Consider the following 16,107-nt stretch of genomic DNA (forward strand, 5'->3'; position numbering starts at 1 on the left):
GACACGTGCATTCCTCAACCTCGGTCATTTCCCCAGCCGCCGGTGGCGCGCGCCGCGAGGCGCCCATCACCGCGCTGGAGATCGGCATGTTCCTGGTGCTGCTCGCCTCGTACGCGCTCAACGCGATGGACCGGCAGATCTTTCCGCTCATCGCCGCCGACGTGCGCAAGGAGTTCGGCTTCAGCCTGGCAGACACCGGCCTGCTGTCGACCATCTTCACGCTGGGCATGGCGGTGGCCGGCGTTCCCACGGGCTACCTGCTGGCGCGGCTGTCGCGCAAGACGGTGTTGCAGATCGGCATTGCGATCTTCTCGCTGGGCACGCTGCTGGCCGCCTACTCGCACGGCTTCGCCGACATGATCGTCTACCGCGCCGTGACCGGCATCGGCGAGGCGATGCAACTGACGGTGGTGATCGCCATTGCCGCGAGCTACTTCGCGCGCTACCGGGCCACCGCCGTGGGCGCCATCAACTTCTCCTTCGGCATCGGCGCGATCCTGGGGCCGCTGCTCGGCGGCCAGCTGATCGGCGTCGAGCGCGACTGGCGCCTGCCGCTCATCGTGTTCGGCGTGGCGGGCTTCGCGGCCATGGCGATCATCGCGCTCGCCGTGAGCAAGCGCATGACCGAGAACGTGGCGGCCACCGGCGGGCGCACCGACCAGCGCGGCGCCACCACGCTGTGGAACCGCAACACGGCCCTGCTGACCGGCATGAGCGTCATCGGCGGGCTCTGCATCTACGGCTACCTGGGCATGTACCCGACCTTCCTGCGCGAGCACCTGCACTACACGCCAGCGGACACCGGCCGCGTGATGAGCACCTTCGGTTTCGGCGTGTTCGCGTCGATCTTCGGCGGCTGGCTCGGCGACCGCTTCCATCCCAAGCTCGTGCTCTCGGCGAGCTTCGTGGGCACCGGCCTGCTGGGCTTCCTGATGTTCTCGGGCCCGACCGACATGGTGGTGCAGTCGGCGCTGTCCTTCGCGTGGGGCTTCGTGGTGAGCGGTGTGCTGTACGTGAACCTGGCGGGGTATCACATCAAGGCGGTGCATGCCTCACTCACGAGCCGCGCCACGGGCGTGTTCGTCACCACGCTGTACGGCGCGGGTGCGGTCGCGGGCTTCGTCATCGGCGGCATCGCCTCGCGCTTCGGCTGGAGCACGGCCGGGCTGGCGCAGATCACGCTGCTGGCGGCGGTCGGCGTGGGGCTCACGCTGCTGCTGCACACCGACCGCATGTCGTTGCCGGCGCGCAAGTCGTGATGCTGCTCGACGGGGCGCTGCTCGGCGGCGCCGCGGCCCTGGCCGGTGCGCTCAATGCCGTGGCGGGCGGTGGCAGCTTTCTGACGCTGCCGGCACTGGCGATGGTCGGCGTGCCGCTGGTGTCGGCCAATGCCACAGGCACGGCCGCGCTGCTGCCGGGCTACCTGGCCGGCGCATGGGCATTGCGCAAGGAACTTTCGGGCCCGATGTCGCCTTCGCTCCTGCGGTTGGGTGTGCTGTCGGTGCTCGGCGGCGCGGCCGGTGCGGCGCTGCTGCTGTCGACCTCGAACCATGTCTTTGCCCGCATCGTGCCGTGGCTGCTGCTGGCCGCGACGCTGCTCTTCGCGATCGGACCCGGTCTCGTGCGTCGCAGGATCGCCACCGCCGACAACAACCACAAGCCGCGGGGCCGTTGGCTCGCCGACCTGGGCATCGTCGCGGTCGCGGTCTATGGCGGCTACTTCAACGGCGGCCTCGGCATCCTGCTGCTCGCCGTGCTCGGCGCGCTGGGGCACACCGACATGGGGCGCATGAACGGCATCAAGAACTTCGTCTCCGCGATCCTGACGCTGATCGCCGTCGCGATCTACGCGGCCAGTGGCGCAATCGTCTGGACCTACGCGCTGTGGATGGCCCTCGGTGCCACGGTCGGCGGCTATGCCGGCGGCATGGCGGCACGGCGACTGAAACCCGAGGTGGTGCGCGGCTTCGTCGTGTTGACGGGGTTGGCAATGACCGCCGCCTTTCTTCTCAAGGCGTACTGAGCGGGCTTTCGCTTCCTCTTCTTTCCATCACTTCAATCACTGGCAACTACTGGGTCTGGACATGCAAACAACCAAGAGAGACTTCACCCGTTTTGTAGGGGCGCTGATGGTCGCCGCCACCGGTGCGCCGGCGCTCGTCGGCTCGGCGTCGGTGTCGGCCCGCACCGCGCGTGCGCCCGCATCGCCCGGCATCCGCCGCGGCAGCTACCTGATCCGCAATGGCGCGGTCATCACGGTCGACCGCAGCAAGGGCGTGCTGCCGCGTGCCGACGTGTGGGTCCGCAACGGCGTGATCGAGAAGATCGGGCGCGGCCTGAGCGCACCGGCCGGCGCGGAGATCATCGATGCGACCGACATGATCGTCATGCCGGGCTTCGTCAATTCGCACTATCACATGTGGAGCGCCATCGGCCGCAGCTTCACCGCGCGCGACGGCGGCTTCTCTTACTACCCCGCCAAGAACGCGACCTCGACCCTCTACACGCCCGACGACTTCTACAACAGCGTGATGCTGGGCTGCGCCGAGTTGGCGAACGGCGGCACCACCACCGTGCACAACTGGTCGCACAACACCCGCTCCCCGGCCCATGCCGATGCCGAGCTGCGTGCGCACCAGCACGCGCTGCTGCGCGCCCGCTACGCCTACGGCCACGTCGACAAGATGCCCGCCGACGAACTCAACCGCTACGACGACCTGGCGCGCGTGCGGCGCGAGTGGTTCGGCGAGCGCTCGCCGTTCGACGGGCTGGTGCACCTGGGGCTGAACCTGCGCGGCCCGCAGCAGAGCACCGACGCCGTGTTCCACGAAGAGATGAAGGCCGCCAAGGCCAGTGGATTGCCCATTGCGATCCACGCGCCGCAGGAGGCACCGAACAACGTCGATGCGGTCGACTACGAACGGCGCGGCTACCTGGGCCCGGATTTCATGCTCGCGCACTACGTGCCCGCCAGCACCGCCGACCTGGCGGCCATGGCACGCACGAAAACGCCGCTGTCCTTTGCCACGCACTCCGAGTTGCGGCTCAGCAGCACCGGCGACGCACGTGCCGCGCTCTTCGCGATGCGCAACGCGGGCCTGACCATTTCGTTGTCGAGCGACGCAACCTCCATCGCACCGCCGGACATGTTCGAGGCCATGCGCTTCACCTGGAACCTGGGCGTGCCGTGGGCCAGCACGCCCAGCGCGCAGTCGAAGGCGATCGGCGTGCCCGAGGCGATCGAGATGGCGACCCTCAACGGCGCCATCGCCATGGGGCTGGGCGACGTCACCGGCTCGATCACCGAAGGCAAGCGCGCCGACATCATCCTGGTGCGCACGCAGGACCTGAACATGGGCCCGGTCGGCAACGTCGAGACCGCCATCGTGCAAAGCGGCAGCGCCGCCAACGTCGACACCGTGATGGTCGACGGCCGCATCGTGAAGCGCAACGGGCGGCTGCTGGCCTACGACACGCGCGGCATCATGCGGCGCGCGCGGCAATCGGCGGACCGGATTCGCGCTGCGGCGAGTGAGGCCCTGAAGGCCTGAGGCCCTGAGGCCTATCGCAGGCGGGCGCCGGTCGCGTCGGCCATAGGACTTTGGTCTAATGCGTTGCAAGAAAGGGCTACCCAGGATCGCTGGTCTACTCCGCGTCAAAGGCTGCTCCGTGTCCCCCTTCCCTCGCTTCGTTCGGCGTGACCGGCTGGCGAGAGCGACGCTGATGGCTCTTGCGAGCCTATGTGGGGAATCTGACGACAAACACGGTATCGAACTACACCATCGATCCGATCACAGGGGCCCTGTGTCGACCGTTGCGACCAACGATTACCCGCGCGCCGTCGCCGTGGATCCCACGGGGCGCTTCGCCTATGTTGCGAATCTGGTGTCCCGCACCGTGTCGACCTATGCCATCGATCCGGTCACAGGGGCGCTGAGTCCGTTGGCAGTGCCGACGGTTGCAACAGAAAACGCCCCTCACTCCGTCACCGTGGATCCTTCAGGGCGCTTTGCCTACGTGGCGAACCGGGGCTCGAACACCCTGTCGGCCTACGCCATCGATTCGCACTCGGGGGCGCTGAGCCCGCTGGCTAGGCCGGCCGTCGCGACGGGGAGTTCTCCAGTGGCCATTGCGCCTGCGAGATAGCAGCCGGGCCTCGGGTCCGCCCCTCCGTCCCGCACGATCCAACGACTGCGACCCGTCTGGAGCAATCGTCGACGAACGCCAGCAACGCAGCAATTGCCGCCGTCGGACTCAGAACTACCGATGTCTGCATGGAGGGTGACACCCGGATTCGCAGGCCTGGCTACCGGGCTCAGCGCCAGACACTCCCCCATAAGGAATTCTTCTGTTTTCGAATTCAGGCAGCCGGTGTTGCGTCGGCGTGGGTTAACGGTTTCAGATTGTGAACGCCGTTCGACATTTGTTGTCGATTATTAACAGCTCCAACACAATGTCCCGGTATGGACATCGCAGAGACCGCTTTCCAACACTACGAGCGGCACGCATGCAGCGCACAGTGGTTGACGTTCAACCGGGGCATGGCCGCCGAACTGAGTGCCGGCCTGCCGCCTGAAGACATTCGCCAGCTTTTTTTCCGTATCGGCCAGCGGGTGGCCGATGCCTTGCCCGTGCCCCCCTGCGAGACGCTGGCCGACCTGCAGTCGCAGTTCAATGCACGCTGGGACGGCATCGACTGGGGCTTCAGCAATCTGCGCGAAGAGGCTGACTGCCTCGCCATCACCCACGCCTGCAGCCCTCTCGCCATGGCATTCGGCCCCGAGGCAACGAGCTGGAGCAGCGGCTTCTTCGAAGGCGTCTACCAGGCCTGGTTCGACGCGCAGCGCATGCCGCCTTCCCTGCGCGTGACGGCGCTCGCAAGCCGTGCACCGGCAGGCCCCGTCATCGAGCTGCGCCTCGCAAGGACCTCGCCATGAACCGCGACGACCGCTCCGCCGAAGACGTTGCCGGCCTGTTTCGCAAGTTCGGCGGCGACGCCCACGCATACAAGGAGTTCGAGCCCCCCGAGGCACAGGCGCAGGCCGCGAGCCCCTGGCCGCTGCTCTCGGGCGGGCCGATCGATCGCACGCCGATGGCGGCGCCTGCGCGCTCCCCCATTCCGCCGGTTGCGCCCCTGTTTCCCGCGGCTGCCGCGCCGCAACCTGTGCCCACCCCGGCTGCCGGCCCTGCCCCGAACGAACTGCAGGCGCTGTTCGCCCGGCTCGCGGAGCCCGCGTGCACCCCGGCGCCGCCGGGTCCCATGTCACGCTGGCGACGGCCGACGTGACGATGGTCGTCATCCCCGTCATTTCCTCCAAGGGCGGCGTCGGCAAGACGACCATTGCCGCAAACCTCGCCACCACCCTCGCGGCACGCGGACGCCAGGTGCTGGCCATCGACCTCGATCCGCAGAATGCGCTGCGCTTTCACCTGGCGAACGATCCACACCACGGCGGTGAAGAAGGCCTGCTGGCCGCTGCGGCCGGCCAGTTGCCCTGGACGCAGGCGATGTGCCCCGCGCACGGCGGCGTGGTGTTGTTGCCCTTCGGCACGGTGGACGACGAGCGGCTGATCGGCTTCGAGCACGAGCTGTCCCGCCGCCCCGGCTGGCTGGCCGACACGCTCACGCGCTTCGGGCTGCCGCCCGACATGCTGGTGATCGTCGACACGCCGCCCGGTCCCACCGTCTATCTGCAGCAGGCGCTGCGTGCGGCCGACGTCTGCGTGATCCCGGTGCTGGCCGACGCCGGCTCGTTCGCCACGCTGCCGATCGTCGAGCGCATGGTCGACAAGTACTGCCGACCGCGCGCCGGCTACCGCGGCAGCGCCTATGTCATCAACCAAGTCGATCCCGGCCGCCGCCTGAACCACGACGTCTTCGCGATGCTGCGCGCGCGCCTGCAGCAGGAGCTGCTGGGCGTGCTGCACCTGGACGCCTCGGTGTCGGAGGCGCTCGCCTCGGCCCTGCCCGTGCGGCACTACGCCCCGTTGAGCCAGGCGGCCGAGGACGTGTCCGTGATCGCCGAGCGGCTCCTCACGCGCCTTGCCTCGCCCTTGCCCCCGTTCGCGCACGCCGTGTCGTCGCGCCAGGAAACAACCCGATGAAAAGCAACACCGGCAATGCCGGGTACGTGCCGCGCGAAGCGCCCGGCTTCCTGCGCCTGTGGCCGGTGCGCCTGCTGGGCTGGCTCGTCGCGCTGGCCCTGCTGCCGGCACTGGTCATCGCGCCGATGACCTTCGAGCAGCAGCTGGTGCTGTCGGTCGGCATCTTCGCCGCGGCGCTGGTGACGAACCGCTTCCGCGGCCGCTTTGCCGGGCTGGTGATGATCGTGCTGTCGGTCGTCGTGTCCTCGCGCTACACCTACTGGCGCGTGACCGAGACCATGTACATGGACAACCTGCTGGACCTCGTGCTGGGCGTGGGCCTGCTGATGGCCGAGCTCTACGCGTTCGTGGTGCTGCTGCTGGGCTATGTGCAGACCGCCTGGCCGCTGGAGCGCAAGCCGGTCCCGCTGCCCGAGGACACGGCGCTGTGGCCGACCATCGACCTCTTCATTCCGACCTACAACGAGCCGCTCTCGGTGGTGCGCCCGACGGTGCTGGCGGCCCAGTCGATCGACTGGCCGCGCGACAAGATCAAGATCTTCGTGCTCGACGACGGCCGGCGCGAGGAGTTCCGCACCTTCTGCGAAGAGCTCGGCGTGACCCACGTCACGCGCGACAACAACCGCCATGCGAAGGCCGGCAACATCAACGCGGCGCTGAAGAACACCACGGCCGAGTTCGTCGCGATCTTCGATTGCGACCACATCCCGACGCGCTCGTTCATGCAGATCGCGATGGGCTGGTTCGGCCGCGACCCGAAGCTGGGCATGGTGCAGCTGCCTCACTACTTCTTCTCGGCCGACCCGTTCGAGCGCAACCTCGACACCTTCGGCCGCGTGCCCAACGAGGGCGAGCTGTTCTACGGGCTGATCCAGGACGGCAACGACCTGTGGAACGCGACCTTCTTCTGCGGTTCGTGCGCGGTGCTGCGCCGGACCATCGTCGAAGAGGTCGGCGGCATCGCGGTGGAGACCGTCACCGAGGACGCCCACACCGCCCTCAAGATGCACCGCCGCGGCTACAACACCGCCTACCTGGCGCTGCCGCAGGCGGCCGGGCTGGCCACCGAGAGCCTCTCGGGCCACGTGGGCCAGCGCATCCGCTGGGCGCGCGGCATGGCGCAGATCTTTCGCATCGACAACCCGCTGTTCGGGCGCGGGCTGCACTGGGCCCAGCGGCTGTGCTACCTGAATGCGATGCTGCACTTTCTGTATGGCCTGCCGCGCCTGATCTACCTCACGGCGCCGCTGGCCTACCTGTTCTTCGGCGCGAGCGTGATCCATGCATCGGCGTCGATGATCTTCGCCTTCGCGCTGCCGCACATCCTGCATGCGAACCTCACCAACAGCCGCATCCAGGGACGCTTTCGCTACCTGCTGTGGAACGAGGTCTACGAGGCGGTGCTGGCCTGGTACATCTTCCGGCCCACGCTGGTGGCGCTCATCAACCCCAAGCTCGGCAGCTTCAACGTGACGGCCAAGGGCGGCCTGGTGCAGGAGGCGTACTTCGACACCCAGATCGCCCGCGCCAGCCTGGTGCTGCTGATGCTGAACTTCCTCGGCGTGTGCGCGGGCGTCTGGCGCCTGACCTGGGTCGATCCGCAGAACATCGCCACCGTGTGGCTCACGCTGGCCTGGACCGTCTACAACCTGATGATCCTGGGCGCCTGCGTGGCGGCGGCCAACGAGTCGCGCCAGGTGCGCAGCGCGCACCGCGTGGCGCTGGAAGTGCCGGCCACGCTGTACTTCGAGGACGGCACATCGATGCGCTGCAGCACCTTCGACTTTTCCAGCGGCGGCCTGGGCATCGTGCTGCCGGCCGACGTCACGCTCGCGCAGGACGCGAAGGTGGTGGTGGCGCTGTACCGCGGCGAGACCGAGTCGCGTTTTGCCGCCACCGTGCGCTTCAGCAGCGGACGGCGCCTGGGCCTGCGCTTCGCGCCGATGACGCTCGTGCAGGAACGCGCGCTCGTGCAATGCACGATGGCGCGCGCCGATATCTGGGCCGCTCGCTGGGGCAACTACCCGCGCGTGGGCATTCACCGCGTGCTCGGCCACCTCGTGCGCATCAGCGCGACGGGCTTTCGCAACATGTTCGCCCACTACTACCGCGCCGCCACCTCCCGGTTGCGCCCCTCCGTGGCTTCGTCTTCGAAGCCGCCTGTCGAAGCGAAGGACCCTGTGTGACGACTTCCCTGCATGCGCCCGACGGCGTGGCGACCTTCCCGCGCCCGGCGCCGCCCCGCAGAGCCGCACTGGCGGCGCTCGCGCTGGCTGCCGCGGCATCGGGCGGCGCGTGGGCCCAGCCACAACCGCCCCAGGCACCGGCCCGGCCGGCCACGCCGGTGGCCACGGCGGCCGCCCCGGGCGGCGCGGTGCGCGAGCTCAATCTCACGCAGCTGGGCATCGACTACGCCGTGCAGCTGCGCGGCATCAGCGGCACCGTGGGCATTCCGTTCAACGTGCGCGCCGACGAGCTGGTCACCGCCGCGTCGCTCAAGCTGAACTACGCCTACTCGCCCTCACTCATTCCCGAGCTCTCGCACCTGAAGGTCACGGTGAACGACGTGCTCGTCGCCACGCTGCCGGTGAGCCGCGCCGAGGCCGGCAAGCCCCAGACGCAGGACATCCCGATCGACCGGCGCCTGATCACCGAGTTCAACCGCATCAACGTCGAGCTGGTGGGGCACTACACGCGCGAATGCGAAGACCCGGCCCACACCAGCCTGTGGGCGCGCATCGATGCGTCGAGCACGTTGCGGTTGACCGTGTCGCCGCTCAAGCTCACGAACGACCTGGCCACGCTGCCGCAGCCTTTCTTCGACCGCCGCGACGTGCGGCGCGCGCGCATTCCGTTCGTGTTCGGGGACGCCGAGTCGCCGCCGCTGCTCGAGGCGGCCGGCATCGTGTCGTCCTGGTTCGGCGCGCTCGCCGACTACCGCGGTGCCACCTTCCCGGTGACGCGCGGCGAACTGCCCGCCGGCCACGCCGTGGTCTTCGTGCTGCCCGACACGCGCATCGCCAACCTCGCGCTGCCGGCCGTGCAGGGCCCGGCGCTGGCAGTGGTCGACCATCCGCAGGACGCGGCGTCGAAGCTGCTGCTGGTGATGGGCCGCGACGCCGCCGAACTGCGCACCGCCGCCGCCGCGCTGGCACTGAACAGCCGCGCGTTCTCGGGCGAACGCACCGGCATCACCGCGTTCCAGGAGCCGCCGCCGCGCAAGCCCTACGACGCACCGCGCTGGGTGCCGAGCGACCGCCCGCTGCAGCTGGGCGAACTCACCGCCGCCGCCGACCTGTCGGTGTCGGGCTACACGCCCGACGTGGTCCGCGTGAACCTGCAGCTGCCGCCCGACCTCTTCACCTGGCGCAGCCGCGGCATTCCGCTCGACCTGCAGTACCGCTACACGCCGCGCGTGCGGCCCGACCAGTCGACGCTCAACGTGAACGTCGACAACAACTTCATCGGCGCACTGCCGCTGCGCGCAGCCAACCCGGCCGGCGACCGCTGGTGGAACCCGCTGGCCGTGAAGGTGATGCCCGACGGCACCGTGGCCGAAAACCGGCAGGTCATGCTGCCGCCACTGGCCCTGGGCCCGCGCAGCCAGCTGCGCCTGCACTACTACTTCGAACCCTCGGGCGGGCGCTGCCAGCCGCTGCTGGACAACGTGCGCGGCGCGATCGACCCGACCTCGACCATCGACGTGTCGGGCTTTGCGCACTACATCGCGATGCCCGACCTGGCGGCTTATGCCAACGGCGGCTTTCCGTTCTCGCGCATGGCCGACCTGTCTGAAACCGCGGTCATCCTGCCGGACGCGCCCGACGCCGCCGACACCGAGACCTACCTGGGCCTGCTCGGGCAGATCGGCCATGCCACCGGCTACCCCGCGCTGCGCGTGAAGGTCGGCCGGCCGGCGCAGGTGTCGCAGTGGGCCGACAAGGACCTGCTGGTGATCGGCAATCTGCAGAACCAGCCGCTGTTCGCGCAGTGGTCTGCCAAGATGCCGCTGCAGCGCAACGGCACGTCGCCGCAGCTGAAACTCAACAGCTGGCTGGACACCGCCGTCGACTTCGTCATCGGGGCGCGCCAGCGCGAAGACCTGCCCGGCGCGATGCAGATCGCCATGAGCGACGACGGCCGCGACGCGGTGCTGGCAGGCTTCGAATCGCCGCTGCGCAGCGGGCGCAGCGTGGTCGCCGCCGTGACCAACGCGGCATCGAAAGAAGCTCTGCTGGCTGCGCTGATGACACCCGACCTGCTCAAGCGCGTGCAGGGCAGCATGACCATCGTGCGCGACGCGCAGGTGCACAGCGTGCTCGGCCAGGACACCTACTACGTGGGCAGCCTGCCGCCGATCGCCTGGCTGAAATGGAACCTGTCGCGCAGCCCGCTGCTGCTCGCCGGGCTGGTCGTGGCGCTGGCCTTGCTGACCGCGGCGGTGGCGTTTGCCAGCCTGCAGTTGCGGGCGCGGCGCCGTTTGCATTGACGAGGTTGCCCATGCCACGCACCGCACCGTCTTCCCCCCTGCACATCGGCCGGCGCCCCCTGCTCGCGGCGGCCGCGCTGGGCTGGGCCACCTCGCGCACAGCCGCGGCAGCACCGGCCGCGGCGCCGTGCCATCCGGCGTCAGACTGGGCTGCCTTCGCCGCGCGCCACATCCAGCGCGACGGCCGCGTGATCGACTTCCACACGCCGCAGCAGCAATCGACCTCCGAAGGCCAGTCGTACAGCCTCTTCTTCGCGCTCGTTCACAACGACAAGCCGACCTTCGCGCGCGTGCTCGCATGGACCGAAGCCAACCTCGCGCAAGGCAGCCTGGCCACTAACCTGCCCGCCTGGCAATGGGGCAAGAAGGCCGATGGCGGCTGGGGCGTGCTCGATGCGAACGCCGCCTCCGACGCCGACCTGTGGATCGCCTATGCGCTCATGGAAGCCGGACGCCTCTGGAACGAGCCGCGCTACGCGAAGCTCGGCCGCAGCCTGCTGGCGCTGGTGGTGCGCGACGAAGTGGTGGCGCTGCCAGGGCTCGGCCGCATGCTGCTGCCGTGGCCCGCGTCGGTGGCCAGCGGGCCGCTGTGGCGGCTCAACCCGAGCTACATGCCGCTGCAGCTGCTGCGCTACTTTCAGCAGGCCGATCCGCGCGGCCCGTGGCGCGAAGTGATGGACAACACTGTGCGCATGCTCGACGCCGTGGCCCCCAAGGGCTTCGCGCCGGACTGGTGTGCCTGGTCGCAAACGGCCAACGCCTTCGTCGCCGATCCGGAGAAAGGCACGGTGGGCAGCTACGACGCCATCCGCGTCTACCTCTGGGCCGGCATGCTGTCGCCGCGCACGCCCGAGCGCAAGGCGCTGCTGCAGCGCCTGAACGGCCCGCGCCAGTTGCTTGCGGATCGCCATCCCATGCCCGAATCGGTGGACACCGCCAGCGGCGCGGGGCGCGGCACGGGCCCTGCGGGCTTTGGCGGCGCGCTGCTGCCGTACCTGAAGGCGCAGGAGCTGCCCGAGGCGCTGGCCACCGAATCGGCCCGGCTGCCGGGCGGCCGCGCCGAAACCTCTTCCTCAGCGGCGCCAACCCCGCCGCAGCCGTATTACGAGCAGGTGCTGGCGGTCTTCGGCCAGGCCTGGCTCGACGGCCGTTACGAATTCGATCGCGACGGCCAGTTGCAAACCTCCTGGAGACTGCTATGTCGATCCACACGAGCGGCATGAAGCCGTTGCGTCCACCGTCGCTGCGCCGGGGCCCGGGACGCATTCCCGCCGCGCAATGGATCGCCTGCCTGGGGCTGCTCGCGGCGGTCTGCGCGAGCAGTCCCGCGCGCGCGCAGGCGGATGCCAGCGCCGCGCTCGTCGAACAGGGCAACTACTGGCAGGCCCAAGGCCGTGCCGACCTCGCGGAGGAAAGCTGGCGCAAGCTGCTGCGCGTCGATCCGCAGTCGGCCGATGCCATGTACGGCATGGCGCAGGTCGAGCTGTCGCGCGGCAACGCCGAGCCGGCGCGCACGTGGATCTCGCGGCTGCGCACCGCGCACCCGAACGACGGCCGCATCGCGCGCCTGCAGCAGCAGGCCCAGCAACCCGGCCAGGGCAGCACGCTGCAGCGTGCCCGCGCTGCGGCCCGCGCGGGGCGCAGCGCCGAGGCGGTCGAGCTGTACCGCAGCCAGTTCGACAACCGCCCGCCGCCGCAAGCGCTGGCGCTGGAGTACTACCAGGTGCTCAGCGCCACGCCACAAGGCGCCGACGAAGCGCGCAAGGGCATCGAGCAGTTGGTGAAGGACCAACCCGACAACGCGAGCTACAAGCTCGCGCTCGCCCAGCTGCGCACCTACAGCGAGCCCACGCGGCGCGAAGGCATCCGCAGCCTCGTGGAGCTGGCGAAGCAACCCACGGTGGGCGCCGCCGCGCGCGCGAGCTGGCGCCAGGCGCTCATCTGGCTCGATGCGCGCGCGCCCGACATTGCGCTCTACCAGGACTATCTGGCGAGCAACCCGAACGACGCCGCCGTGTCGGCGCGGCTCGAGACGCTGACCTCCGGCAAGGCCGCCGCAGCCGCCTCGCCCGGCGTGCCGCTCGGCGAAGGCTTCCGCGCGCTGGACCGCGGCGACCCGGCCACCGCCGAACAACGCTTCCAGCAGGCGCTGCGCGCGAAGGCCGATGACCCGGAAGCCCTGGGCGGCCTGGGCCTGGTGCGGCTGCGCCAGGAGCGGTTCGGCGAAGCGCAGGAACTGCTGGAGCGCGCCGCGCGCGGATCGGGCGGCAGCAAATGGAATTCAGCGCTGCAAAGCGCCACCTACTGGAGCCTGGTCGGCCAGGCGCGCACGGCGCGCGAGAAGAACGACACGCGCGGCGCGCAGGCGCTGCTCGAACGCGCGGTGCGCATCGACCCGCGCGAGAGCGTCGGCCAGGTCGCGCTGGCCGACCTGCGCGCCGCCGCCGGCGACCTGCCGCAGGCCGAACAGGGCTACAAGCGCGTGCTCGACAGCAAGCCGTCGAACGCGCAGGCACTGCGCGGACTCATCGCCGTGTACGGGCGTCAGGGCCGCGCCGACGAGGCGCTCGCGCTGGCCCGACAGCTCCCGCCCGAACAGGCCGGACAGCTCGGTGGCCTGCGCGACATCCAGGTCGAGCAGGCGCGCGCCAAGGCTCGCCAGCAGGCCGATGCCGGCGACGCCGCCGGTGCGCAGCGCACGCTCGAAGACGCGATGCTCGCCGCGCCGGACAGCCCCTGGGTGCGCCTCGACCTCGCGAACATCTACCGTCGCCAGGGCCTGGTGGCCGAGGCGCGCGGCGTGATGGAAGGCCTGCTGATGTCGCAGCCCGACATGCCCGACGCGCTCTACGCGAGCGCCCTGCTCGCCTCCGAGACCGGCGACGCGGCCGGCGGCATTCAGTACCTGGAGCGCATTCCCGCCGCCTCGCGAACGCGCGACATGGCGGCCCTGCAGCGCCGGCTCTGGGCGCAATCGCAAGCCCAGCGCGCGCAGGCGCTGGCGCGGCAAGGACAGGTCGATGCTGCCCGGCAGGTGCTCGGCCAGGCCGAGGCGGCGCTCAGCAGCGACATGCCGGCCGAAATCTGGGGCCAGCTCGCCGGCGCGTATGCGGACATCGGCGATGCGCCGCGCGCGCTCGCCATGAGCCGCCAGCTGCTCGCGCGCAGCCCCAACCCGGGCATCGGCGACCGGCTGCTCTATGCGTCGGTGCTGCTCAAGACGAAGCAGGACGTCGAGTTGTCGGCGGTGCTGCGCCAGCTGCAACCGGCCGGCATGACCGCCGCGCAGCGCAGCGACTTCGACAGCCTGCGCATCGCCTTCGCGCTGCGCCAGACGGATGCGCTGCGCGAGGCCGGCAACCTCGAGGCCGCCTACAACGCGATGGCCCCCGTGCTGGCCGAGCGACCGGACGATCCGCGCGCGCTCGCGGCACTCGCGCGCCTCTATTCGGCCGCACGCGACGAAACCCAGGCGCTGGCGCTCTACCAGCGCGTGCTGCAGCGCAGCCCCACCGACCTGGACGCGCTGCTCGCCGCGGCCGCCAGCGCCAGCGCGCTGCGCCAGCACAGCGAGGCCGAGAACTACGTGATGGCCGCGCTGAAGCAGGCGCCCGACCAGTCGCGCGTGCTGGCCGCCGCGGGCCGCGTCTACCGCAATGCCGGCGACAGCCGCAAGGCGGAGCAGTACCTGCGCGCCGCCGTGGAGGCCGACAGCCGCGTCGCCACGGGCGGCGTGCCCGGCGCGGCGCCCGTGGGCCTGCCCGCGGCCAATCCGTTCGCGGGCATGACGGGCGGTGCACCAAGCGTGCCAGGCGCGGTCGTGCCGGCCAGCTACCCCGGCGCGGGCGGCAATCCCTTCGCGCAAGCGCGCATGCAGCCGGTGGCCTATGCGGCCGCGCCGATCTATGCCGCGGCGCCGCCGGTGTATCCCGCGGCGCCCGCAAGCCCGGGCTACCCGGTCGCAGGCGCGGCGCCCGGCGCGCTGCCCTGGACCTCCGGCACGGCGCCCGCCCCGGCCAACAGCAGCAAGGGCCGGCGCACGGCGTCGGCCACGGCGTCATCGCGCAATGCCAACGCGAACAGCAACACCAACGCGCGCAACACGCCGCAAGCCTCGGCCTACATCGCGACGCCGGTGCAGCAGTACCCCGTCGCGAACGCGCCGACGGGCGCCTATCCCTCGCCGACCTATCCGTACGCGCAGGCCGGCGGCGTCGCCCCGCTGCCGGTTCCCGGCACGTCCGCTTCGGGCTGGAACGCACCGCTGCGCACCGCCGCGCCGGCGGACCCGGTCGCGGCCGAGCTGCGCGAGCTGCAGGCGCAGCGCTCGATCGAGCTGACCGCCGGCACCGTCTACCGCAACCGCGCCGGCGAAGCCGGGCTCAGCCAGCTGTCGGACTTCCAGATTCCGATCCAGGCGCGCTTCCCGGTCGGCGAAGGCAAGATCGTCGTGGGCGTCACGCCGACGGTGCTCGACGCCGGAACGCCATCCGCCGACTACGCCACGGGCAGTCGTTTCGGCGGCGGCCCTGATGCGGCGATCAACGGCCTGCGGGCCGGGACCAGCGCGGGCCAGCAGAACGCCGCCGGCGTCGGACTGAGCGTGGGCTACGAAGGCAAGAACTTCGGCGCGAGCATCGGCACCACGCCGCTCGGTTTTCCCGAGACCAACGTGGTCGGCAACGTGTCGTATGCGGGCTCGTTCGGCGATTCGTGGAACGCAAAAGTCGACGTGTCGCGCCGCGCGGTCACCGACAGTCTGCTGTCGTTCGCTGGCGCCAAGGACCAGCGTACCAACGAGCGCTGGGGTGGCGTGGTCGCCACCGGCGTGCGTGGCGACATTGGCTACGACGACGGCACTTACGGCGTGTACGGCTATGCCGCGATGCACGGCATCACGGGCAAGAATGTCGCGAGCAACAGCCGCTTCGAGACCGGCGGCGGCGCGTACCTGCACCTGGTCAACAACCCGGGTTCTAAGCTCACGCTGGGCATGAACCTGGGCCTCATGGGCTACGACAAGAACCTGAGCTACTACACCTTCGGGCAAGGCGGCTACTTCAGCCCGCAGAGCTTCGTGAGCGTGGCCTTCCCCGTCGACTGGAGCGGGCGCAGCGATCGCCTGTCGTGGCGCCTGAATGCCTCGCTGGGCGTGCAGTCGTTCACCCAGAAAGCGTCGCCCTACTTTCCGACCGACGGCGGGCGTGCGCGCGATGCAGGAGGCGCGGCCGCCTACGCCGCCTCGCTGGGGCTGAGCAGCGTGCCCTTCACCGGCATGTACGAGAAGACGTCGAAGACCGGCCTGGCCTACAACCTGGCCGCGATCCTCGAGTACCAGCTCGCGCCCAAGATGTTCCTGGGCGGCTCGATCGGACTGAACAACGCGCAGAACTACCGCCAGCTGACGGGCGGCGTGTACCTTCGCTACGTGTTCGACGGTGCGGGCACGCTGGGCGTGCCGAGCGGCACGACGCTGCGCCCGCTGGTGTCGCCGTACACGCCGCTGCTCTGAC

General features: G+C 70.1%; 11 protein-coding genes. All 11 read left to right on the forward strand.

Annotation, left to right across the window (positions count from 1 at the left end):
* The first annotated feature begins 5 nt into the window (after positions 1-5).
* The 11 genes from IG196_RS19395 to IG196_RS19445 all read left to right on the forward strand — a co-directional run bounded on the left by IG196_RS19395 (position 6) and on the right by IG196_RS19445 (position 16,106).
* The gene (locus IG196_RS19395; protein WP_192192522.1) at positions 6-1,259 is read left to right on the forward strand and encodes an MFS transporter; all 1,254 of its coding nucleotides are present in this window, start codon (positions 6-8) and stop codon (positions 1,257-1,259) included.
* A gap of 2 nt (positions 1,260-1,261) precedes the next feature.
* Complete coding sequence (locus IG196_RS19400) at positions 1,262-2,023, forward strand: sulfite exporter TauE/SafE family protein (RefSeq protein ID WP_192197087.1); 762 nt, start codon at positions 1,262-1,264, stop codon at positions 2,021-2,023.
* A 61-nt stretch (positions 2,024-2,084) separates the two neighbouring features.
* Positions 2,085-3,551 carry an amidohydrolase family protein gene (locus tag IG196_RS19405; protein ID WP_192192524.1) on the forward strand — a complete coding sequence of 489 codons (1,467 nt, stop codon included), beginning with the start codon at positions 2,085-2,087 and terminating at the stop codon, positions 3,549-3,551.
* Between the two features lie 172 nt (positions 3,552-3,723).
* On the forward strand, positions 3,724-4,146 hold the full coding sequence (locus tag IG196_RS32390; RefSeq protein WP_225616734.1) for a beta-propeller fold lactonase family protein: 423 nt from the start codon (positions 3,724-3,726) through the stop codon (positions 4,144-4,146).
* 317 nt (positions 4,147-4,463) lie between these two features.
* On the forward strand, positions 4,464-4,937 hold the full coding sequence (gene bcsD, locus IG196_RS19415) for a cellulose biosynthesis protein BcsD (RefSeq protein ID WP_192192529.1): 474 nt from the start codon (positions 4,464-4,466) through the stop codon (positions 4,935-4,937).
* A complete protein-coding gene (gene bcsR, locus IG196_RS19420) occupies positions 4,934-5,287 on the forward strand; it encodes a BcsR/BcsP family cellulose biosynthesis protein (RefSeq protein ID WP_192192532.1) in 354 nt (117 codons plus the stop codon). The genes bcsD and bcsR overlap by 4 nt, the downstream gene beginning before the upstream one ends.
* Positions 5,236-6,105, forward strand: coding sequence for a cellulose biosynthesis protein BcsQ (bcsQ, locus tag IG196_RS19425; protein WP_225616735.1), 870 nt, complete (start codon positions 5,236-5,238; stop codon positions 6,103-6,105). The genes bcsR and bcsQ overlap by 52 nt, the downstream gene beginning before the upstream one ends.
* Positions 6,102-8,291 (forward strand): UDP-forming cellulose synthase catalytic subunit, encoded by a 2,190-nt coding sequence (gene bcsA / locus IG196_RS19430; protein WP_192192533.1) that lies wholly within the window; start codon positions 6,102-6,104, stop codon positions 8,289-8,291. Before bcsQ ends, bcsA begins: the two co-directional genes overlap by 4 nt.
* Positions 8,288-10,594, forward strand: a complete 2,307-nt coding sequence (bcsB, locus tag IG196_RS19435) for a cellulose biosynthesis cyclic di-GMP-binding regulatory protein BcsB (RefSeq protein ID WP_192192535.1) — start codon at positions 8,288-8,290, stop codon at positions 10,592-10,594. Before bcsA ends, bcsB begins: the two co-directional genes overlap by 4 nt.
* An 11-nt stretch (positions 10,595-10,605) precedes the next feature.
* Complete coding sequence (bcsZ, locus tag IG196_RS19440; protein ID WP_192192537.1) at positions 10,606-11,817, forward strand: cellulose synthase complex periplasmic endoglucanase BcsZ; 1,212 nt, start codon at positions 10,606-10,608, stop codon at positions 11,815-11,817.
* Positions 11,793-16,106, forward strand: coding sequence for a cellulose biosynthesis protein BcsC (locus tag IG196_RS19445; protein WP_192192539.1), 4,314 nt, complete (start codon positions 11,793-11,795; stop codon positions 16,104-16,106). Before bcsZ ends, IG196_RS19445 begins: the two co-directional genes overlap by 25 nt.
* Position 16,107: the final 1 nt, after the last annotated feature.

It is taken from the genome of Variovorax sp. 38R (assembly GCF_014843395.1).
GTDB lineage: Bacteria > Pseudomonadota > Gammaproteobacteria > Burkholderiales > Burkholderiaceae_C > Variovorax > Variovorax paradoxus_H.

Bases quoted from the DNA above. Each gene is read 5' to 3' on its own strand.
- IG196_RS19405 (WP_192192524.1), top strand. From the start codon at position 2,085: ATGCAAACAACCAAGAGAGACTTCACCCGTTTTGTAGGGGCGCTGATG.
- IG196_RS32390 (WP_225616734.1), top strand. From the start codon at position 3,724: ATGGCTCTTGCGAGCCTATGTGGGGAATCTGACGACAAACACGGTATC.
- bcsD (WP_192192529.1), top strand. From the start codon at position 4,464: ATGGACATCGCAGAGACCGCTTTCCAACACTACGAGCGGCACGCATGC.
- bcsR (WP_192192532.1), top strand. From the start codon at position 4,934: ATGAACCGCGACGACCGCTCCGCCGAAGACGTTGCCGGCCTGTTTCGC.
- bcsA (WP_192192533.1), top strand. From the start codon at position 6,102: ATGAAAAGCAACACCGGCAATGCCGGGTACGTGCCGCGCGAAGCGCCC.
- bcsZ (WP_192192537.1), top strand. From the start codon at position 10,606: ATGCCACGCACCGCACCGTCTTCCCCCCTGCACATCGGCCGGCGCCCC.
- IG196_RS19445 (WP_192192539.1), top strand. From the start codon at position 11,793: ATGTCGATCCACACGAGCGGCATGAAGCCGTTGCGTCCACCGTCGCTG.